The sequence below is a fragment of the Dyadobacter luteus genome, assembly GCF_003383615.1.
Lineage (GTDB): Bacteria > Bacteroidota > Bacteroidia > Cytophagales > Spirosomataceae > Dyadobacter > Dyadobacter luteus.
In genome coordinates this window covers 495,829-517,491 of the sequence record NZ_QNUL01000001.1, presented here as the reverse complement: position 1 = coordinate 517,491, position 21,663 = coordinate 495,829, and the positions used below count along the sequence as shown (strand labels likewise).

At 44.5% G+C, this 21,663-nt stretch carries 19 protein-coding genes; 13 read left to right on the top strand and 6 right to left on the bottom strand.

What is annotated here, in order from left to right; translation table 11 throughout:
* Nucleotides 1–11: 11 nt before the first annotated feature.
* From DSL64_RS02045 to DSL64_RS02035, 3 genes are read right to left on the bottom strand one after another with little or no spacing between them, the layout of a single operon-like run.
* Nucleotides 12–821 carry a DUF4097 family beta strand repeat-containing protein gene (locus tag DSL64_RS02045; RefSeq protein WP_115828963.1) on the bottom strand — a complete coding sequence of 270 codons (810 nt, stop codon included), beginning with the start codon at nucleotides 819–821 and terminating at the stop codon, nucleotides 12–14.
* A gap of 20 nt (nucleotides 822–841) precedes the next feature.
* Entirely contained in the window at nucleotides 842–1,669 is an 828-nt protein-coding gene (locus DSL64_RS02040; RefSeq protein WP_115828962.1) for a HEAT repeat domain-containing protein, read from the bottom strand.
* On the bottom strand, nucleotides 1,666–2,220 hold the full coding sequence (locus DSL64_RS02035; protein ID WP_262512401.1) for an RNA polymerase sigma factor: 555 nt from the start codon (nucleotides 2,218–2,220) through the stop codon (nucleotides 1,666–1,668). Before DSL64_RS02035 ends, DSL64_RS02040 begins: the two co-directional genes overlap by 4 nt.
* A gap of 1,026 nt (nucleotides 2,221–3,246) precedes the next feature.
* On the opposite strand from DSL64_RS02035, the gene DSL64_RS02025 reads away from it, so the two are divergent.
* From DSL64_RS02025 to DSL64_RS01980, 9 genes are all read left to right on the top strand, one after another.
* Nucleotides 3,247–3,810, top strand: a complete 564-nt coding sequence (locus DSL64_RS02025) for an RNA polymerase sigma factor (protein WP_115828959.1) — start codon at nucleotides 3,247–3,249, stop codon at nucleotides 3,808–3,810.
* Nucleotides 3,811–3,916: 106 nt separating this feature from the next.
* Nucleotides 3,917–4,936, top strand: coding sequence for a FecR family protein (locus tag DSL64_RS02020; RefSeq protein ID WP_115828958.1), 1,020 nt, complete (start codon nucleotides 3,917–3,919; stop codon nucleotides 4,934–4,936).
* Between the two features lie 221 nt (nucleotides 4,937–5,157).
* The gene (locus tag DSL64_RS02015; RefSeq protein WP_115828957.1) at nucleotides 5,158–8,544 is read left to right on the top strand and encodes a TonB-dependent receptor; all 3,387 of its coding nucleotides are present in this window, start codon (nucleotides 5,158–5,160) and stop codon (nucleotides 8,542–8,544) included.
* Between the two features lie 24 nt (nucleotides 8,545–8,568).
* Nucleotides 8,569–10,080 (top strand): RagB/SusD family nutrient uptake outer membrane protein, encoded by a 1,512-nt coding sequence (locus tag DSL64_RS02010; protein ID WP_115828956.1) that lies wholly within the window; start codon nucleotides 8,569–8,571, stop codon nucleotides 10,078–10,080.
* 12 nt (nucleotides 10,081–10,092) lie between these two features.
* Nucleotides 10,093–10,800: a 3-keto-disaccharide hydrolase gene (locus DSL64_RS02005; RefSeq protein ID WP_115828955.1), complete on the top strand. Its 708-nt coding sequence runs from the start codon at nucleotides 10,093–10,095 to the stop codon at nucleotides 10,798–10,800.
* A gap of 3 nt (nucleotides 10,801–10,803) precedes the next feature.
* Nucleotides 10,804–12,147 carry a Gfo/Idh/MocA family protein gene (locus DSL64_RS02000; RefSeq protein WP_115828954.1) on the top strand — a complete coding sequence of 448 codons (1,344 nt, stop codon included), beginning with the start codon at nucleotides 10,804–10,806 and terminating at the stop codon, nucleotides 12,145–12,147.
* 712 nt (nucleotides 12,148–12,859) lie between these two features.
* Nucleotides 12,860–13,693, top strand: coding sequence for a transglutaminase family protein (locus DSL64_RS01990; RefSeq protein WP_115828952.1), 834 nt, complete (start codon nucleotides 12,860–12,862; stop codon nucleotides 13,691–13,693).
* 98 nt (nucleotides 13,694–13,791) lie between these two features.
* Complete coding sequence (locus DSL64_RS01985; RefSeq protein WP_115828951.1) at nucleotides 13,792–14,004, top strand: hypothetical protein; 213 nt, start codon at nucleotides 13,792–13,794, stop codon at nucleotides 14,002–14,004.
* Nucleotides 14,001–14,180, top strand: coding sequence for a hypothetical protein (locus DSL64_RS01980; protein ID WP_115828950.1), 180 nt, complete (start codon nucleotides 14,001–14,003; stop codon nucleotides 14,178–14,180). Before DSL64_RS01985 ends, DSL64_RS01980 begins: the two co-directional genes overlap by 4 nt.
* A 132-nt stretch (nucleotides 14,181–14,312) precedes the next feature.
* Here DSL64_RS01980 and DSL64_RS01975 read toward each other — a convergent pair whose 3' ends face one another.
* Nucleotides 14,313–15,227, bottom strand: coding sequence for a lysophospholipid acyltransferase family protein (locus tag DSL64_RS01975; RefSeq protein WP_115828949.1), 915 nt, complete (start codon nucleotides 15,225–15,227; stop codon nucleotides 14,313–14,315).
* Nucleotides 15,228–15,331: 104 nt separating this feature from the next.
* A complete protein-coding gene (locus DSL64_RS01970) occupies nucleotides 15,332–15,523 on the bottom strand; it encodes a cold-shock protein (RefSeq protein WP_115828948.1) in 192 nt (63 codons plus the stop codon).
* Nucleotides 15,524–16,092: 569 nt separating this feature from the next.
* Between DSL64_RS01970 and DSL64_RS28795 the strand changes: the two genes are divergently transcribed.
* Nucleotides 16,093–16,305, top strand: a complete 213-nt coding sequence (locus DSL64_RS28795) for a hypothetical protein (protein WP_147300315.1) — start codon at nucleotides 16,093–16,095, stop codon at nucleotides 16,303–16,305.
* Nucleotides 16,306–16,775: 470 nt separating this feature from the next.
* Here DSL64_RS28795 and DSL64_RS01965 read toward each other — a convergent pair whose 3' ends face one another.
* A complete protein-coding gene (locus DSL64_RS01965; protein WP_115828947.1) occupies nucleotides 16,776–17,678 on the bottom strand; it encodes an AraC family transcriptional regulator in 903 nt (300 codons plus the stop codon).
* Nucleotides 17,679–17,935: 257 nt separating this feature from the next.
* Here DSL64_RS01965 and DSL64_RS01960 point away from each other — a divergent pair, with 257 nt between their 5' ends.
* The 3 genes from DSL64_RS01960 to DSL64_RS01950 are packed head-to-tail and all read left to right on the top strand — an operon-like array spanning nucleotide 17,936 to nucleotide 21,631.
* Nucleotides 17,936–18,736 carry an SDR family NAD(P)-dependent oxidoreductase gene (locus DSL64_RS01960; RefSeq protein ID WP_115828946.1) on the top strand — a complete coding sequence of 267 codons (801 nt, stop codon included), beginning with the start codon at nucleotides 17,936–17,938 and terminating at the stop codon, nucleotides 18,734–18,736.
* Complete coding sequence (locus DSL64_RS01955; protein WP_115828945.1) at nucleotides 18,726–19,958, top strand: enolase C-terminal domain-like protein; 1,233 nt, start codon at nucleotides 18,726–18,728, stop codon at nucleotides 19,956–19,958. Before DSL64_RS01960 ends, DSL64_RS01955 begins: the two co-directional genes overlap by 11 nt.
* Before the next feature lie 17 nt (nucleotides 19,959–19,975).
* A complete protein-coding gene (locus tag DSL64_RS01950) occupies nucleotides 19,976–21,631 on the top strand; it encodes a sodium:solute symporter (RefSeq protein WP_115828944.1) in 1,656 nt (551 codons plus the stop codon).
* Nucleotides 21,632–21,663: the final 32 nt, after the last annotated feature.

Sequence of the window (21,663 nt, the reverse complement as noted above, 5' to 3'; positions counted from 1 at the left end):
TGTTTAAGGCACTAGTTTGTGCGAAGGTAGATCTTGTTGTTTGTATTCAGTATAAGGTCAAGGCCACCGCCATTAAGTCTGCCTTTTATACTCGTAGACCTGCTCCATTCTTTTGAATCAGAAGACGCCGTCTGTTGCTGGCCGGCCTGTTTATTGCCGGCTGTTTCTCTTACAATATTAAGTCCCTCAGCTGCATAAATATTACCAAAACTTGTGGACAGATTAACATTGGCTTTCAGATCAGCCGGAATGCTGACATCAATATATTTATTGACCGCAACCAGCGATATCGGGCCTTTCAGACTGGAAGCAAATTTCGCGTTCAGTTCACCATACAGCGTTTTCGCATTGATAGGACCCGTTACATTCTGTAAAGAGATTGAATTATAAATGGTATTGATTTCTGATTCTCCCTTGAAATCCTTTACATACACAATACCATCAGAGCTCATAGCGCCTGTAGCTGACACTTTAACTGACATCGTGTTGGGCACTTTGACGGTAATGGGTACTTTTTCCTGCTTGCCGACGTAATCCACCTCTACATTGGATCCATTATCTCTTACGCTTAGATTAAGTCCTGTGTTGTCTGAGTAACCAGAGCCGGAAAGGAGCGTCAGCCCTTTGGCCTTTTCATCTTTTTCTTTGGGCTGGGGCGCTGAAAAGATAATTTCACTGCCATCATAGCCTTCCACGCTTACATCAGAAATATTCAGGATGAGCCTGCCCGCTTTTTTTGACAATTTGAATTGCCGATCTTGTGCATATGCTGCCGAAAACAGTGAGACAGAGATTACAATGCTTGTTAATAATTTTTTCATGTTTGGCTGTTTAGATGCATTTAAATGTTAATGTTTGATCGAAATAAAACTGCGCAGGCCTGCTGACGTACCAAATCTATATTATTGGGGTCCTGGCTTAAATCCTGTAGTTGTTTCTTGATTTTGACAGCCTCATTTGAGGATAATGATGACAGTAGCTGCATCTGAACGACCGGATCATCCTGTTTGGCAACAGACTGCAAAATGAAATCTTCTACCAAGGGCTGAGTTTGTTGCTGTTTGAGAAGATCTAAAACAGCCAGCCGCACATTGCTGCTTTCATCATGGCTCATGGTATTGAACAGAATATGAAGGTCTTTGACCGACAATAACGAATTTCTGTCTGCCAATTTCAGCACCGCTGACAACCGCTTAGATGAGCTTTCACTTTTCAATGCTTCGGCCCACTGATTTACTGTGGTGGCGCTTTGGGCCATTTTTCCGTCAGGACCAATATCCGGCTTTAGGTCTTTTCTAGCCAGCATGGTTTCGGTCTGCTGCTTTTTCTGTGAGTCTGCAAGAGCGCCGAGCTCTGGCTTCTGAGATGTTTCTAAGCTTTCTTTGGCTTTAGCTACCGCAGCAGGTGTACTTCTGACTTCTTTTCTTTGGGCTACGGTATTTTTATTTCTGGTAGCGTTTTCGAAAACAGCGAAATAGGATATGCCAATAATCAGCACAGCAGCTGCCCACCAGTAGCCAAACTTGACTATTTTTGATTGGGGTTTTGCTGGGGTATGATACAATTTTAGCCTGCCGTGAATGTTGTTAAGCACATGCGGACCTGGTTTTTGATCCTCGAAAAAGTCCCTGTTAACAGACACAAATTCTTTTAAGCTATCTTTTTTCATCTGATGCAATTTCCCTTAGTAATTGATGAAACTATTTTCTTTTTGGCCCGATGATACTGCGTACGGACTGTCGTTTGGGAAATACCCAGCAGCTCGGCAATTTCTTCATGCGATAATCCGTCCATCACATGCAGGTTAACCACTGTCCTATATCCGTCCGGCAAGGAGCGGATGGCCTTTTTTACTTCGTCTACACGGAACTGAAAGAAATCCTCGTCCTCTGTCTGCTCTTCCGCAACGTTTTCATAGCCGTCTTCAAAAACCAGCATATGTTTATTCTTCCGTAAAAAACCAATAGCCTTATTGACTCCGACACGTTTTGAGAAGCCACCAAAATGCTCAATCTGACAACCTTTCATTATTTCCTGATAGACTGAAATAAACGCTTCCTGCAGCAAATCTTCTGCCTGGGCAAAATCTGTTACCAAACGCAGGATGGAGTTGAAAACCGCCTTATGATAGCGCATGTATAACTCAGAAAAACAGTCTTGGTTACCCTGGTGGCAGAGCTTGATGAGCTGCTTGTCATTTAGATTTTTCGGTTGTACCAACGTCTTTCAATTTCTGTTTTTCAGATTCTTTGGATCTAAGGCGCAAGATGTCAGTAAATGTTGCATGGGATCGAAAAAAAATAGAATCTTTTTTAATGCCGCATAGTCTGGAATTAAATGCCTGCTTTCAGGATTTTTAACCTGTTGGTCCGGTAACGATGTTGATCTTGCTGATGTGTTCTAGCTGTGAAAGCTAAAACAGGATGACCGCTAACAAGATTGGGGAACGTTTAAGCCCGCTTCGATTGATAATGATGGCATTATAGATGCCGTCAAGAAAAACTTGACTTTGCAACTTATACTTCTTTTTGCCTACCTTAAAATCCAGATAGATCTGTGATATGAATGAACTAAGTTTTTGGATATGCGCGTGTTTCTGCTGTTGATCAGAGCAGCGGCTCATAAATTTAGGCAATGGGAAAATAAGGATCCGATAAATATTTAAAGAAAAGGTCAGTGGTCTTTGATTGCAAAGAACTAAACCTGGTGAATTTCTTTCCTTGTTAAGAGGTAAGCAGACTCGGTTATGTTTCCAGATTTTTGGCGAACCATTGTTGGTTAAAATGCCAAGTCATACTGGATAACAAACTAATGGCACTTTCGCCAAATGCTACCAGCATTCCGTAGGAGCGTAACCGGAGGGGGCGAGAGCCTTTAGAAATCATCAAACAACTGCTTGACATAGGTAGGATGTTAGATGTGGTGGAAGATACAGGAATCACTCGTTCTGCGGTATGAACTAATCGGGCGGCTCGTTGCGGCGGACAGCAGATCGGCTGCTTCGAGATGATAGCCGAATGGTTGAGATTAACTCAAAGGCACGGATCAGCAAGCGAAATACTAACGACGTATGTGATACAGCGTTAGTATTTCAGTGGTTTTTTTTAAAATTCTTGGGATGGGTTGCTGTAGGTGAGTACCTGCATTAAATTGGTTTTTTCGCAGTATTTTTATTGAATAATACAGATTATTTAGAAAAATGTTTGATATTTGCTCACCGACTTTTGAATGGTTAGCCACTGACCCATGAAGATTTCCTCACAGGATGATACCGAACTTTTAGACAGGGTCGTAAATGACGACCGCTCGGCGTTCGAGGTAATTTATCGGAAGTACTGGAAGCATTTATACGATTTTGCTTTTCTAAAAACCAATGATGCCGACGTGGCAGAGGATGTCGTGCAGGATTTATTTGTTACAATCTGGGAAAAGCGGAAGTCTTTGCATATTAAAAATCTGCGCGCTTACCTTTTCAGTGCTACAAGAAACAGAGTCATTGACCATTACAAGGAAAAAATCTTTTCAGAAATTGATAACATTGAACCTGTCGCAGAGCCTGAATATGCTTTGTTTCTGGAGGAGTTGGAAACGATAACCCAGAATTCGATTGCACGGTTGCCCGAAAAAACCAAGCGCATTTTTCTACTCAGCCGATTCGAAGGTAAAACTGTCAGAGAAATATCCAGCGATCTGGATCTTCCCGAAAGAACAGTCGAATACCATATCACACAGGCACTGCGCACGCTGAAGGTTCTGCTGAAAGAATTCATCACCATAATTCTGCCTATATTCTTCAGTAGCATTTTTTAAAGGTTGACTTGTTAAAATGCCCACTTTGGTATAAATATTCTATGAATTTATTTTTCGATTTGCGGTTGATAGCTTTTTCTGAGTCTTTATAAAAAGCACAGTCACAATGAACAAGCAACACCTGCACCGATTGTTATCGCGTTACCGAAGTGGGAGATGTACTCAGAAAGAAAAGCATCTGGTTGAGCAGTGGTTTGCACTTATTGATACTGATCAAACCCAGAGCTTAGCTCAGGAAAACAAAGAGATCGAAGAAAGGATTTGGAGCGCGATCCAAAGGGATTACCGCAGCGTACCGGCGCCTAAAGGAAGGGTTATTTCACTTTTTTTTTCATGGCGATCGGCTGCGGCCGTGCTGCTACTCGCTATGGCTTGGGGTAGCTACCAATTTACGCAAGGCAGGCTCAGTGGCAAGCAACTGCAAGCAACCCTGCAGCAGAGAATGACTGTGAAAACAAACAACACAGTGCAGCCCTTACTGCTTATCCTGGCCGACGGTAGCAAGGTAAAGCTTTTGCCCGAAAGCAGTATTAAATACCCTGTCAACTTTATCCAGAGCAAAAGAGAGGTATATCTAAGCGGAAAGGCTTTTTTTGATGTCACCAAAGATCCGCAGCATCCTTTTGTGGTGTATACGGAAAAGATTGCCACCAAGGTGTTAGGTACAAGCTTTTGGGTAGATGCTGCTAAAGAGCAAAACGGTGTCGAAGTATCGGTTGTAACCGGCCGGGTATCGGTCTTTGAGCGCGATCAAAATGGAGTTAGCGAGGGGGAGAAACTGAACAACGGGGTAGTGCTGCTGCCTAATCAGCGCGTGAACTATATGACTGCCAACCAGTCTTTTGTTACAGGCCTTGTCCCCGAGCCCATAATGCATGAAGCTTACCAGGAGGCATTTATCTTTTCTGATACACCTCTGGGCCAGGTCACAGTGCTTTTAGAGAAAGCATATGGAATCCAGATTCTTATCGAAGACGAAAAACTAAGGAATTGCCTTTTTACAGCTGATATCAACAAACAGCCATTCCTTACAAAACTGGAGATGATCAGCTCGTCAGTGAATGCGGACTACAAAATAGTCGGAACCAAGATTCTTCTGAGCGGTAAAGGCTGCCCAGGTAATTAACCCTAAACCCCACGTAACGATTATGATGTAAAACTGCGACGTATTAAAAGAGCCGAATGTGTTCAGACCACATCCGGCCCTGTATGTTTTCCCTTCTGAAACTTGGCCGTTTCTCATCTGAAAAGATGATCGGGAGGGTTTTGTCAAATTCTTAAACCTTAACAAAACATCCAAATTTAATGAAAAAAACAATACAATTTCATCCTCTAGCCAGATGTATCATGAGGATTACACTGCTTTATTCATTATTGATCACCGTTGGCATTTCACTCGGATTTGCCAGTGAGGTTCGTCCGCAGGACCTGCTTGACCATTCGATTTCTATTAAAATGGATAACATCGAAATCAGTAAGATCCTTAGCAGAATCGAAAGACTTGCGAATGTAAAATTTGTCTACAGCTCCAATACAATCAGGGCCGACCGAAAAGTGAGTATAACCGCATCGGAGAGGAAACTCTCAGAGGTACTTAATATGGTCCTAAAACCCCTTAATATTTCTTATAGGGTCATAGGCGGACAGATCATGCTTAACACTGAGGATCAGGGAGCTGGCAGACCCAAACAGCTGCAGCAGTCTGTGTCAGGAACAGTAGTTGATGAAAGCGGTATGGGACTGCCGGGGGTGAGCGTAGTTGAAAAAGGAACGCAGCGGGGTACAGTCACTGATACTGACGGCAAGTTCAGCATTAATGTCGCAAATGAGCAGTCGGTACTTGTATTTTCATTTGTGGGCTATTCCTCCCAGGAGCTTATTGTAGCGAATAAGAGTATTGTTGATGTCTCTCTTAAAACAGACGATAAATCCCTTAATGAAGTAATCGTAGTCGGTTATGGAACCCAAAAGAAGGCGGATCTGACCGGAGCAATCGCAAGTATCTCGGCTGATAGGCTGACCTCTAAAGCGGCCGCAGTGTCTTATGCAGAAGCACTTGTGGGGCAAATGGCAGGTGTGCAGGTCCAGCAGGTCAATGGCGCTCCGGGTGGAGAAGGACTCAATATACGTATACGCGGCACAGGATCTATTTCGGCAAATAGCTCGCCCTTATATGTGATTGATGGATATCCGATTGACAGCAGTGCTTTCTCGCTGGTCAACACCTCGGATATAGAAAACATCCAGGTTTTAAAAGATGCTTCCTCTACCGCTATTTATGGATCAAGAGGTGCCAACGGCGTTGTGATCATTACGACCAAAAAAGGGACTGCGGGAGCGCCCAGAGTGTCGTTCAGCTCTTTTTACGGAGTTCAGCAGGTAGCCAGAAAAATCGATATGATGAACAGCCGGGAATATCTGGAGTTTTTCAAAGATGGCCACAACCAGGCATGGCTAGACAGAACACCAATGCCGGGGAACGCCCCGCATACAATTAGTGATCCAAATGAAGTCAGGTCAAAGTATACCAATGCAAATTTTTATATTATTCCCGAAAGCTTTAACGATCCAGGCAATTTTGCTGACGTGAACTGGCAGGATGAAATATTCCGCACAGCATCAACCCAAAAACATGAGCTTTCTGTAAATGGCGGATCGGAAAAAACCAGATATGCGGTTTCAGGAAGCTATACCAAGCAGGACGGTATCCAGATTCATACCGATTTTAAAAGGTATAACCTCAGAACCAATTTGACAACCAGTGTCAGCCGCAAACTGGAAGTAGGTGTTGCAGTAAGTGCGTATTACGCCGAAAACAATGAGGTTGCAAATGGTAAGGATAGTCCGATTTCCTATGCACTTTATCTGCCGCCTATCTATCCGCTCAGAAACGCGGACGGCACCTACGGATCGCAGGTTCGAAACCCGGAGATATGGGCAGGCGATGTCTCCAACCCTGTCAGTATAGCCGAGAACGTAACGAATTTTACCAAAAAGAATGCTGTCATTGCTTCGATTTACGCTGACTACCAAATTATCGAAGGGCTTAAATACCGTTTGAGTCTGAATGGAAATCTGGAAAACAGACGTCAGAAGTTTTATCAGCCTTCCTTTGTTGACCTGGACGGTTCGCGTGCACCAAGGATCGCGACTGCCAGGGCCGAAAGCTGGCTGGGCGCCAACTGGCTCAACGAGCATACACTTACCTACAGCAAAGTCTTCAACAAACACTCACTGAATCTACTTGCCGGATTTTCTGCACAGAAGTCTTATGCAGAATACAGCCGCGTTAACGCCCAGAACTTCCCCAACGATGCAGTCCGTAATATCAAAGGGGGGCAGGTGGTGGCTGGAACAGGTACCGAAGATGAGAACTCGCTGATCTCCTATCTTAGCCGTCTTACGTATTCATATGATGACAAATACCTGTTTTCTGCCAGCATCAGAAAAGATGGTTCTTCCCGGTTCGGTTCTGAAAACAGGTGGGGTACATTTCCATCGGTTTCAGCAGGATGGAGAATAAGCAGCGAGCCTTTCCTTCAAAATGTCAGTCAGATCTCAGAGCTTAAACTCAGAGCAAGTTGGGGGCTGGTGGGAAACAACAAAATTGGAAACTACGAGTCGATAGCACGTACTGTCAGCGGCTACTATCCGTTAAATGGAATATTGGTCAATGCAGTCAATCCGGTAAACTACCCAAATCCGAATCTGGGATGGGAAAAAACCAGGCAGTTCAATTTTGGCCTCGAGCTAGGTTTGTATAAGGAAAGGGTACGCCTGGAAGCAGATTTCTATAACAGTAAGTCTGTTGATCTGCTGCTCAATGTGCCGGTTCCAACCATCAGTGGTTATGCGACACAGCTGCAGAACATCGGTAAGGTAGAGAACAAAGGGATGGAGTTTTTGGTAAGGACCAGAAATACCACAGGCGGCTTTAAGTGGTCTACAGATTTTAATATTTCATTTAACCGCAATACTGTTCTTGCTCTGGGACCTGACAGCCGGCCGATTTATTCAGGGGCGCAAAACGCCAATAATACCTTCATTACTACTATTGGCCAGCCAATTGCAACCTTTTTTGGTTATAAGTATGATGGTATTTTCAAAAACCAGGCAGAGCTTGATGCGGCCCCGCATCTTGCCAATGACAGACCGGGAGATCCGCGGTACGTTGATGTAAACGGCGATGGACAGATCACTGCCGCTGATAAAACGTACCTGGGCAGTAACCAGCCCAAATTTATTTATGGTTTCGGCAATGATTTCTCCTACAAGGGTTTCGATTTGAACCTGATGCTTACAGGATCACAAGGTGCAAAATTGTTTAGCTTTTTTAACAGGATGATCGGTATTTATCATGGCGACAGAAACGGGCTTGCCAAACTCAAAGACAGATGGCGATCAGAAGAGCAGCCGGGATCAGGAAATGTGCTGCGTGCTAACCGCGATCCGAAAGGTCTTCAGAAAGAGCCCTCAAGCTATTGGGTAGAGGACGGATCATTTCTGCGGATCCGCAATGTGTCATTGGGCTATACGTTCAGCAGTGATTTTATGCAGCGTATTAAAGTCAGAGCGCTCAGGGTGTATGTGACCGGACAGAACCTTTACACTTTTACCAAGTACCCTGGCTTTGACCCTGAGACCAGCAGCGAATCAGGGCTGTCAAGAGGCGGAGACTATTTGGGATATCCGTCTGCCAGAACTGTGATTGCCGGCGTTAACGTCTCATTTTGATTATTGATCCTAAACCTCTTTTTAATGAAAAGATACATCATACTCTCGCTGATAGCGGGCACGCTGGTTTGCTGCTCTGAGAAATTCATAGATCTTCAGCCCATCTCAGATATGAATGCAGGTAACTTTTACAAGACCGAGCAGGATATGAATCAGGCTGTTATGTCGCCGTATGCATCGCTTCGGGATGTTTATAATCAGCTATACATTTTTGCAGGCGAGGTAAGGTCTGATAATACTACCTTTTCCTGGGTACCGGGTAGCTCCAAGGACATGACATCGATTGATAATTTCGGCGATGTACTCTTATCTGACAACCAGAACGTCCTTGATTTATGGAACCGTAGCTATGTGACAATTCTTCGGGCCAATATCGTACTCGATAAAATTGATGCTGTTGCGTTCAGGGATGAGAAGCTGAAATCTCAGTATAAAGCAGAAGCCAGATTTTTAAGGGCGCTGACTTACTTTTGGCTGGTACGGGTGTATGGGGACGTGCCCAAAGTCGACAAGCAGCTGTCGGTACAAGAGGCTTATGCGCTGGGCCGGGTTCCGACAGAGGAAATCTACGACTTTATCGTTCAGGATCTGACATTTGCAGAAGCGAATCTACCAGTAACGTATGCAAATAATGATAAAGGGCGGGTGACACAGGCAGGCGCAAAGGGTCTTTTGGCAAAAGTATACATGACCATGGCAGGTTATCCGCTGAAAAAGGGCGCATCTTATTACGCATTTGCTGAAGCAAAAGCACTTGAGGTGATCAATAGCCCGCAGTACTCGCTGGTCTCAGATTACAAAGCGCTTTTCAGTGTAACAAATAAAAACAGTTCCGAATCACTTTTCGAAGTTCAGTACAAAAAGGGAGGAACAGGCACCGGGAGTCCGTGGAGCAACTCGTTTGCCCCCCGATTCTCAAATAAGGAAGTTGTATTGGTGGGCGATAAATCCGGCTTCAATGCACCTACGCCTTCCATGTCAGCAGCCTACGAAACAGGCGATCCGAGAAAAGCGATCTCGATGAGCGATGGGTACGTTTCTGATCCTGGCGGGGCCAGGGTCAACGAGAAGTATGTAAAGAAATACTACGACGTTTCCTTTTCAGTTTCTCCTGATAACGATAACAACTGGATTGAGCTTAGGCTTGCTGATGTGTATTTGCTCTATAGCGAAGCATTGGTCAGACAGGGAAAACAGTATCAGACCGCGCTCTTATATCTGAACAAGATCCGTCAACGTGCAAGGAACACGCCCGGGGCAGCTCCCGGAACACTGGCTGACTATACATCCTTTGCAACGGACGAGGCGTTTTTGCTGGCTATCGAAAAAGAAAGACGTGTTGAGCTCGCTTTCGAAAATCACAGATGGTTTGACCTTGTGCGCACCGAGCGCGCTCAGACAGTCATGAGCCAGGAGCAGAAAGAACAGAATGGCTTTGACCCCGCTTTATGGAACAACAACATGCTCTTGTTTCCAATCCCCTTGCAGGTGATCCAGTCTAATCCAGAAAAAATCAAGCAAAATCCTGGGTATTAAATAAGTGCATATATGATAAAGAAATTAATAGTAATCAGTATCCTGGGTTGGCTGACAATTGCCTCACCCGGTTTTTCTCAAAAGGCTCAGGTTTTGAGCCGGGAAGAAATCAAACAAGGTTGGAAGCTTTTGTTCGACGGTAAAACAACAGATGGGTGGACAACAGTCAAAGGTGATCCGGTACCTTCAGGCTGGCAGATCGAAGACGGTATTTTAACAGCCTTGAAAGGCGCCAGAGGCGGCGATATTATCAGCTCCAGGCAGTATTCAGACTTTGAGCTGAAGGCAGACTTTAATATTTCTGCGGGAGGTAACAGCGGTATCAAATATTTTTTTACCAGCTATAAGCAAGGCGGATATCTGGGATTCGAGTATCAAATCCTGGATGACCAGATGGCTGAAGACAACAAAAAAGCCAATCACCTGACAGGATCATTCTATGATGTTTTGCCGCCGGACGAGTTAGTGAAGAAAGCGAATGCGCCGGGGCAATGGAATACGATGCGCGTGGTGGCAAAGGGTAATAAAGTTCAGCACTGGCTGAACGGGATTAAGATCCTGGAGTTTGTCAGAGATAGCAAGCTATTCACTGATGCTGTTGCGTCCAGTAAATTCAATAAATCAGTACCGGCTTTTGGAACACCCGATAGTGGGCATATACTTCTGCAGGAGCACGGTGCTGAGGTTTCTTTTAAAAACATCAAAATAAGAGAGTTATAAGATATGCAAAACAGACGTGAATTTTTGAAGATAGCAGCTGCTGGCTCTGTCGGTATGAGTATCGGCAGCCCTGCGTTCGCGTTCAGTGCCAAAAGCTACAACCGTATCGTGGGCGCTAACGAATTGATAAGGATTGCTACCATTGGCGTCAACAGCCGTGGAAGGACAATGGGAGCAACAATAGCCGGACAAAAGAATGCGGAAGTCGGAACTGTCTGCGATGTAGATGAACGCGCAATACCCAAAGCAATCAAGGCCATCATGGATGCCAAACAGGTGCAGGAGCCAAAATCAGAGAAGGATTGCCGCAAAGTCCTCGAAGACAAATCAATCGATGCGATTTACATCGCTACGCCTGATCATTGGCATGCGCCTTTGACGATCATGGGCTGTCAGGCGGGCAAACACGTCTACGTTGAAAAACCTTTGAGCCACAATCCCAGAGAAGGGGAGTTGGCCATTGAGGCAGCACGCAAATACAAGCGTGTTGTTCAAATGGGGGCCCAGCGCCGTTCCGCTCCGATATTGACAGAAGGCATCAATGAGCTGCATAAAGGAATTATCGGCAGGGTGTATCTTGCCAAAACATGGTATACCAATAAAAGAAAGGCTACCGTACTTAAACCAGGCAATATTCCCTCTTGGCTGGATTATGAGTTGTGGCAGGGGCCAGCGCCCAGATTGCCCTACAAAGAGGGACTTGTTCATTACGATTGGCACTGGTTTTGGCATTGGGGGACAGGCGAGGCGCTGAACAACGGTACGCACGAAGTAGACGTGGCACGGTGGGGGCTGGGCGTTGATTTTCCGACCCGCGTGAGCTCTATTGGCGGCAGGTATCAGTTCAAAGATGACTGGGAGACTCCCGATACACAGGTGGTCGCTATGGATTTTCCTGGCCGGGTGTCTTTGGTCTGGGAGTCAAGAAGCTCCAACGGACGCCAGATAGAAGGACAGGAGCGGGGCATTATTTTCTATGGTGAGAAGGGAAGTTTGGATACGGGTGGTGATCAGTATTCAGTTTATGATCTGGATGGAAAACTGATTAAAGAAGTCAAACCACAGCAGCAAGCCGCTGTACAGGGGCGCAATCTAGCTAGTCCGAGTCTGGGCCTGGATAGTCTGCACGTTGCAGATTTTCTGGACGCTATCAAAAGTAACCGCCGTCCTAATTGTGATGTGGAGCTTGGCCATAAGAGTGTGGTATCAATGCAACTGGGCAATATCGCGTATAGAGTTGGCAGAGATCTAAAAATTGATTCGAAAACGGGGCATATCATCGGTGACAAGCAAGCCCAGCAGCTGTGGTCAAGAGAATATCAGAACGGTTGGAAGCCTAGCGTTTAGGTTGTCGATGAGTTAGGCCCCGAACTCTTAGTTCAGGGAGTTTTCTTGATAATAAACAGATCAAACTGAAAAGAGGCTGTTGCATAAAATAGAGTGCCCTTAGAAAGTGTCTAACTTTTTTGAGGGCACTGCAACTAATGGGCTGCCCGTTCTGGTGTTCTCCGAGAATCAAACAATCCTATTGACTCAGCTTTTGGAGGAATTATCCGTTTTTTTACCCTCAATGGGTAGCCTGACCGTTGGTGTATTACATTTTCTGACAAGGGAAATAGGATACCGTTTAGTGATCAGAATAGTACAGAAGACAGCAGCTTTAGCTAAAGACAAAAAGCAGTCAAGCTTTACCCGGCTTATAATTATTTTAAAAACGGTAAATTTTAAGACAATCATATCGATGCGGCTGGCCAGAAAATCATAAGAAACCAGGCGTAAAAAAATGGCTCCGCGCGCTGTTGCTGAGCTCGGTATTATGGATAGAATATGCCTTTAAACGCTTCACAGGCATTAATCATTGGTTGGACAGGAAGTGTCATTTTCAAAGCTTTGAATGTGAGTTATTTATTTGGTCTGTAAAAGCTTTGATATCCGGTTTTAAACCCTACCTTTCATCAAACACATAGATTATGTCAGAGCAAAAGGTTGTGAGGTTAGGTGACAAAACAAAGAGCATCGAATGCATCAAAGCGGTAAGGGGCAGTAAATCAATTTCAGCTTGATATCGCTGGTTCATAAGACTCAGTATCTGTACGACAGACCAGTGCTGCTCTCCCCACATTTATTCCGGCTTTCTGCCTATGCGTTCGCTCACAACGCACCCAGCCGCTATGCTCTTGTAATTAATCCATCTGAACAGATTTTCTGGCAGCAGGATGTCTACGGAAACAAAGTGGCAAGGGTTAATTTCGAAGGGAAGATGACTGAGATGTCTGTAGAAGTACAATTGGATATTGATTTGAAAATGCTCAATCCATTCGATTTTCTTATCGATCAGGAGGCACAGCTATTTCCATTTCTTTATCCTGTCCGTATTCAAAAAGCGCTCACGCCCTACCTGAGAACTAATGAGTATGGCCCTCGGCTTTCTGCATTTGTGGAGAATGCCAGAAAATACCATGGTGATATTCTTGGCCTGCTTTCAGAACTTACAAAATCAGTGTACGAAACAATCAGCTATAATCAGCGTTTCGAGCAGGGCGTACAAAATACTGAAGAGACACTTTCGATTCAATCCGGATCGTGCCGTGATTCAGCATGGCTACTTGTGGAGGTACTCCGGCATCTGGGACTGGCGAGTCGTTTTGTGTCAGGGTATCTTTTGCAACTTGACACAGAAGATGGCCACCAAGCAGACCTGCATGCATGGACTGAGGTTTTCATATCCGGGGCTGGGTGGATAGGTCTTGACACTACATCAGGGCTGTTCACAGGCAGTTTTCATATCGCCCTGGCTGTCGGGCCCACACCAGAAGATGTCGCCGCTGTGCAGGGAACAACCGATCCGTGTATTTCAACGATGAGCTACCAGGCGTCAGTGCATGTAAGCTGATCACTTTTGCCCAAGGCTTCGGTGGAAGAGCCGCATATATTACAAATGAAGAATACTATCAATAATTTTAAATAATCACAATAAATAAAACTGATCCTATGAAAATTTTCAAATACAATACCGGTGGCAGAATTCAGGATTTTTTCTCTCAGACGGTAAATACAGTTTCTGTTCTTACAGATGTTCTTCTTTCCAGATTTGGTAAAATGAGAAATGGCCACTACCAAAACATATTTGCACCAAAGACCGGCAGACTTATCGCTTTAAGAATCAATGCTGTAAACACTGTTAGATTTCCTTTCGGTAAATGAGACAGCCAGAAACAGTAGGGAAATATGCAAACGGCCAGAAAGTGTTTGTAAATGCAGATCGTGCTCAGCAGCTAATCATCAGGCGTTATTATAATAGAATCTATTACTGCAGAACGCTGGATGATCAGAAGGAACATGCCTATTTTGAAAGGGAAATTTCAGCGGTTCCATCCTGAGCTTCGGGTAAGGATTTCTGTCTGACAAGCATTTTGTAAATACCAGCCCTCTAATGCTCATTGTGGTTACCGAGCGGCAACTATGATGGGCATTTGTTTTATTGTAGCCAATAATTGATAGCTTTCATCATATCACCCCGCGGCAGCAGGCCTTTGAAGCTTCCAGCGGTTATGCGACCATAGCCAGTAGCCTGGATCATGAAAAATACTCTTTTCCAGAATTTGATAATATTCCTTTGTAATACTTAAAGGGATGACAGCATCAGTACACTTCATAAGTGTGAAAGTAAAATCATATCTGAAACGGCCATGTTTTTTTGATTCTACGTAAACTACCGTAGCCTTGGTGGAAGAAGCTATGCGTTCACCTCCCGTTTGAACACAGGTCTGTTGTTCAAGAAAAGGAATGTGATATTTACCACTTCCGGGCGCTGGCCTCTGATCGGCTATTACTATCAGTAACTTTGGAGCAGAGCCTTCTTTGAGCAGCGTCAAAGCCTGTTTGTAAAAACCAGTTTTAGGAATTAGTCTCACACCAAGAAAGGAGCGCATGCGCATCATAATCTTATCCATCAGGCCATTTTTGATCGGAGAATAGGCCGTGTATACAGGATAGCTGGTTACTTCCGGCAGGTTAATCAGGTACTCCCAATTTCCATAATGAGATGCAAACAATATCAGGTGTTTGCTGTCACCATGCAGCGATTCAAGCATTTGAGGATTTGTATACCTGGCTAATTGTGAGCGGATTACTGCCGGCGCCAGATAGAATAAAAACGGCTCGACAACCAGATCGCTCATGTGGTAGTAGTAATCACAGGTCAGTCTCCGGATGTCAGCCTCTGATTTAGTAGGAAATGATGATGTCAGGTTCTTTTTGATTACATCACGCCGGTAGGCGATCACATGGCGAAGAAACAGAAATATTAATAGCGAGATAGCTTTGGCGGTTCCTAACAGAATCTGCCCATAGAAGAAGGCAGGCAGATGACTATATTTTGTACCTGGAGACCGGGCTTTACAGGGGCGGGATGAATTGATTTTCATAATTGAATAGTTTAAGAAATTAACAGACTTGTCATAATTTGAACGAGCATAAAAAAACACCTCCTATGACAAGGAGGTGTTCGTCACTTGCGAAATATACTATATCAGATAATTGTTACATTAACTGCATTGATTCCTTTTCTGCCGTTTTCAACTTCGTAAGACACACTGTCATTTTCGCGGATATCGTCAATCAGACCACTTGTGTGTACAAAAACATCCTCTCCACCGTGCTCAGGCGTAATGAAGCCGAATCCTTTTGTGTCGTTGAAAAACTTTACTGTTCCTTTGTTCATAATATAATTTTAAATAATTATTCAAATATAATATAAAATTTCGAAAATGTCAATTGTTTATTTTATTCGTAGAATATTATTTTGATTAGAAGGGGCGCGTGAAGGTAGGGCAAGGTCATTTTATGAGCGCGAAAATCCATCTGTACTTTGTAGCTGTAGACGTTACAAGCGATTTTGCGAAAGGATATCTGAAATTTACATTCCGTAAGTTCCTACATATATCTTTGGAGTGTTTTCTGAATTTTTCATGATTGAAAGACATTTGAAGTAGCTCAGTCCCGGCTCTGTGCCAAAGGGCAATCGCATGTCTAAATTGAATGAAAATTGACGGGGCTTATCCCCCCAGGGGGGCAACACCCAGGCGGCGGTTTATGTAGCACTCACTGATAATTCACTGAGCAACCTTACAGTGATTGGCTACAAGCCATCAAAAAGCAAGTGGGAAAGTCTAGGAGCTTCGAATACCGGGTACTATAAGTAGAACTGGCTCGATAACTACATCAGCTGCAGCCTTTACTACCAACACCGATACGGCTAACACCTTTGGTAGTGCAACATCTACATTACCAGTGACACTGACTGTTTTTTCAGCCAAAAAGACTGACAGCGGAAACTCGGCTCTACTTGAATGGTCAACTACGAAGGAAACAACTAGTGAAAAGTTTGAGATACAGCATAGTGAGGACGGAAAAAACTGGGTTCTGCTCACCATTAGCCCTTCACAATGTGAAAGCAAAGAACTTGTGACTTACAACTACACACACGTTACCATCGATTGGTAGCAATCTTTACCGTTTGAAAATGATAGATCGGGATGGCGCTTATGCATTTAGCAGAATTGTGAGCTTAACTTTTGATAAAGCCTTCCATTTTTCGGTTTACCATAATCCTGCTGTCAGCTCAATAAACGTTTTTCTAAACTAAGCTACTTGAGTGAGATATTTCTGTTTTCAAAATAATGCGGTGTTTCTCTAGTTAAGGTTTGGGGAGACGACTTTAAGGCATCTTTCCTAAGATGGATTCTGAAACTGCGAGTGAGATTACGTACGTACCCCTTTTTTCAGACAGTCATTAGTTGTTGTATTTCTTTTTTTGCTGGAGACCGTAAACAAAACAAATGAATTTATTCTACTTCCGGAACATTTGTGAATAGGATAAAATTAATTCTATCCGCAAGCCAATTTTAATCGGAGTCGAAGACACCCAATTAAAAGTTTGTATCAAGTAAGTCTGGTTGTATTGCAGTATGATATCATCCGACTTTTTTCGCAGTAGATTTGTACTGTTCAGGCGACTGGCCCATGTTCTTCTTAAAAACTCTTGAAAAGTAAAAAGGATCATCATAGCCAAGGCTCATGGCGATCTCTTTAATCTTGGAATCGTTGGTATAGATCAATTGACACGCTTTCTGTATTTTTAAGTGAATAAAATAGTCCATAGGGGCCATCCCGGTGCCTTTTCTGAAAAGCATAGAAAAATGCGAGCACGACAGCTGGTGTTGTTTTGCCATATCTTCTACGGATAGTTTCTTGTCCAGATTTTGTCGCATATTTCTGATTGTATCCGATACCAGATCGGGCTTGCCGATAGCGTCTTCGCCGAAATGTTTTTCGGGATAAATCAGCATGGCCACGAAGTAATAGATACACATGTTGGCATTGGCGAGGTTTTCCAGGCTGTAGCCCATTTCAAGAGTCTGGTAGATCTTGTGCCACATATCAAGCACCTTTTCATGAAAAGCCAGCTGAGTGGGTCCCCTCTCGGGTAAGATCTGTAACGACTGATTGAAACTATGAACGACCGGGCCTGTAAAATGTACCCAATAAATGGTCCATGGGTCTTCATGGTCGGCCCAGTAACGAATGTACTGATCGGTTGCCGGGAGGAGAATATACTGGTTAGCACACACTTCAAATTTCCTATCGGCAATCACATAATGTCCTTTTCCCTGAACGCAATAAATTAGAATATTATCCTCGCATCCCTTGCGGCGCTCGCGGTAGTGAAACAGCGCTTTTGGGAAATAACCTATATGGGTAATATACAGCTGGAAGAGTGCAGGGTTTTTATGTACGATGTCCCGCAAAATACCAGGCGGCAGACTGATTAGTTTTTCTCCGTCAAATCCATCTCTCCTTCTGAAACTGCTGCTCATCTTATGAAGCTTAAATCGTTGTATTTTCCATTATCTATTTAATTACCTTGCGATAATAGGTATTTTTAAATTAAAAAGTAAAATCAATGTTAGTTTAATGATATAAAAATAGAATTTGAGAAAATAGTAAATCGTGGAATTGTCCATCAAAATAAATGAATGCTCTATATGTATCTGCTCAATGCTGTTCTACTTTTGATTGTCGTTGCAGGCTTCCATTTATTTCTTCCACAGATGATTCTACAATCCTATATCACATGTTGCTATTAGCTGACAAAGTCGTTTTTTTAACTGGGGGCACCGAAGGGATCGGTTTTGAGTGCGCCAAAGTGTACCAGCAGGCGGGGGCTAGCCTATGCATCATCAGCAATGATCCGGGCAGTATATCCTATGCAAAATCACGGTTGGGAAGTGGTATCGTGGAGTTCGTTTTGGCCGACGTAGCCAATTCCGATCAGGTAAAAAACGCAATTGAGCAATGCCTGGATGTCTTCGGTAAGATCGATGTCATTCACAACAACGCGGGTATTTCAAGTCCCTCGAAAGCGCTTCACGATACAACCCAGCTTGAATGGGAAATGCTTTTTGCCGTCAATGTGAGCGGGATATATTACACCACGCTACATGGGATCGACGCGCTGAAAAAATCCGGGGGTAATATTCTTAATACCGGTAGCCTGGTAGGAGAAATTGGCCAGGAAATTCACGCAGCATATACGGCTACAAAAGGGGCTGTAAATTCCCTTACGAAATCCATGGCGTTGGATTATGCACCGTTCGGGATCCGGGTGAACGCAGTTGCTCCGGCAGGTGTCATTACCCCACTTTTACGAAGCTGGAGCCAGCAGCAGCCCGATCCTGAATCTGCCGCGGAATACCTTGCCAACATCCATGCGCTGGGTTACTGCCCGGAAGGCGATGTGATCGCTGATGCCTGTCTGTTCCTTATTTCAGATATGGCACGGTTTGTCACAGGTTGCATTTTGCCGGTGAGCGGCGGCGCGGAACTGGGTTACAAAAAAATGTACAGCAAACAGAAACAGGTTTATGATTTATAAAATTGCCGTAAAAGATGCCCGCTACAAGCTGGACGGAAACGCAGGTAGCGACGCAATTCACCGAGATCCGGTTTATTCCTATGCCGTAACGCAGCTGGCCGACGATAGCGGGATTACCGGAACAGGTTTCGCTTTTACATTGGGAGAAGGAAATGATCTCGTTTGTAAAGCAGCGGAATACTATGCGCAAAAGCTTGTGGGTAAGGATATTGAGGAAACAATGGCTGATTTTGGGACACTTTTCAAACAGTTGTCTGACGACCAGCAATTTCGCTGGCTGGGGCCTCATAAAGGTGTGGTACATCTGGCTTTGGCTTCCGTTACCAATGCGTGTTATGATCTGTGGGCGAAGAAAAAGGGCTTGCCGCTCTGGAAATTACTGGCCGACCTTTCCCCGGAAGCAGTTGTAAATACGCTCGACTTTTCCTACCTCGAAGATGCGCTGACGAAAGAACAGGCTATAGTTCTGTTAACTGAACAGCAAGCCGGTAAAGCAACTCGGGGAGGCATTCTGAAAACCGGGTATCCGGGATACGATACATCAGTAGGCTGGTTTAATTATTCCGACGAAAAAGTGCGGGAGAATTGCAAAAAGGCAATAGTAGCAGGGTTTACGGCTATGAAACTGAAAGTCGGTTCGGCTGATCCCGAGCGGGATATCCGGCGTGCGCACATTGTGCGCGAAGTGGCCGGGGCGGATGTAAAAGTAATGCTGGACGCAAATCAGCAATGGAATTTGCCAGATGCTATTTCAATTTGTAAAAAACTGACAGATGTGAATCCCTACTGGATCGAGGAGCCTACGCATCCTGATGATGTATTGGCGCACCGGAAGCTGGCCAGGGAAATTGCGCCGGTTAAGCTTGCATTGGGCGAGCATGTTCCTAATAAAGTAATCTTCAAAAATTATCTTCAGGCAGAAGCTGCAGCATTTGTACAAGTGGACGCGGTGCGGGTAGGCGGGGTCAGCGAGTTTTTGACCGTCAGTTTGTTATGCAAGAAATTCGGTATCCCGGTGGTGCCGCACGTGGGAGATATGGGCCAGTTGCACCAGCATTTGGTTTTGTTTAATCACATTGCAATGGGGCATGAAGCGTTATTTTTGGAGCATATTCCTCATCTTCAAAAACATTTTGTGCATCCGGCAAACGTTAAAAACGGCGTTTATGAAACCCCGCAGGAAGCAGGCAGCAGCTGCGAGCTGATCGGTATTACTATTTAAAACAATTTTCAGCAAACATGATCCATACCCTCGATATCACAATCAGCGCGTTATACATCACGGCGATTTTTATGATCGGTATGTGGGCTGGGTTAAAGCATAAAAACAAATCAAAAAATAGCTCAAATGAAGCTGGAGCTTATTTTCTGGCTGGTAAAACACTTCGTTGGCCCACGATTGGGCTGGCATTGTTTGCGACCAATATATCCTGCGTACATCTTGTAAGTCTGGCACAAAGTGGTTTCGATACGGGCCTGTTGAACGGAAATTTTGAATGGATGGCCGCTTTCATCCTGATTCTGCTTGCGCTTTTCTTTGCACCATTCTATATCCGCTCGGGTGTTTCAACTCTGCCCGATTTCCTTGAAAGAAGATACGACCGCGCCAGCCGGGACTGGCTGGCTGTCATATCGGTGGTATCGGCGGTGATTGTGCATATTTCATTTTCGCTTTTGGCTGGTGGTATTGTCCTTCAGACATTGTTTGGCGTAGATATGTACACCAGCATCATCGCCATTTCGGTGATTACTGCTATTTACACGATCGTGGGCGGACTGACCGCAGTGGTTGTTACAGAGTCCATTCAAACGGTGGTATTGCTGTTCGGTGCGGTAGTAATCAGCGTCGCTGCATATAACAAAATGGGTGGCTGGGAGCCGATGGTGGGCGTTTTGCAGGCGAGTAACCAGCTGGAAAAACTGTCGATGATGCGCCCGCACGGGGATAGTAGCGGGATGCCCTGGTATGCGGTTTTTCTCGGATATCCTATTCTTGGAATCTGGTACTGGTGTGCGGATCAGACGATTGTTCAGCGGGTTTTGGGTGCCAAAGACGAAAATCATGCGCGGCTTGGTCCACTGTTCTGCGGATTTATCAAGATTCTTCCAGTATTCATTTTCGTACTTCCGGGCCTTTTCGCTTATGCTCTTTCCCAAACTGGCGGGTTGGATATTTCGGCACTACAGTCTGTTGAAAACGGCAGACAGGTTGTCAATAGCAAAGGAATTTACACATTAATGATCACGCAGCTTTTGCCGAAAGGATTGGTTGGGGTATTGGTAGCTGCATTGTTATCCGGACTGATGAGCCAGATCTCAGGTGCACTCAACTCCATTTCGACGTTGGTAAGCTACGATATTTATCAGCGCCGCAAGCCCGACATCTCTGACCGCGAGCTGATTCTGGTTGGAAAAATTGCTGCGGGCATTGCGCTGGTCGTTTCACTGGCTACTTTGCCGCTTTTGAACAGTTATGAAAGCATTTTTAATGGTCTCAATGATATTATCGCGCACATTGCGCCTCCGATAACCGCCGTTTTTCTATTGGGAATTTTCTGGAAAAAAGCTTCGGCAGAATCTGCAAAGTGTACGCTCTGGATTGGCTCGGCAGTAGGAGTAATCGTGTTTGCAGTTAACAAGCTTTTCCCTGAAAGTCTTATCGGGCAAATCCCATTTATGATGATGGCCTTTTATTTATTCTGCTTTTGCGTGGCTGTTCAGGTCATAAGCTCTTTTATTTTCCCTGTCCGTCACACGGCTGAAAGCATGCAACTGTACTGGAAATCACCTTTGGAATCGCTTCAGGCGCCCGGCTGGCGGGGTATTGGGAACTACAAAACACTCTCGGCGCTACTTGCTGGTATTATGATCTTTTTATTCTGGTTTTTCAGATAGTCCAAATCGTTGAATTTTGATAATTGTTTTGT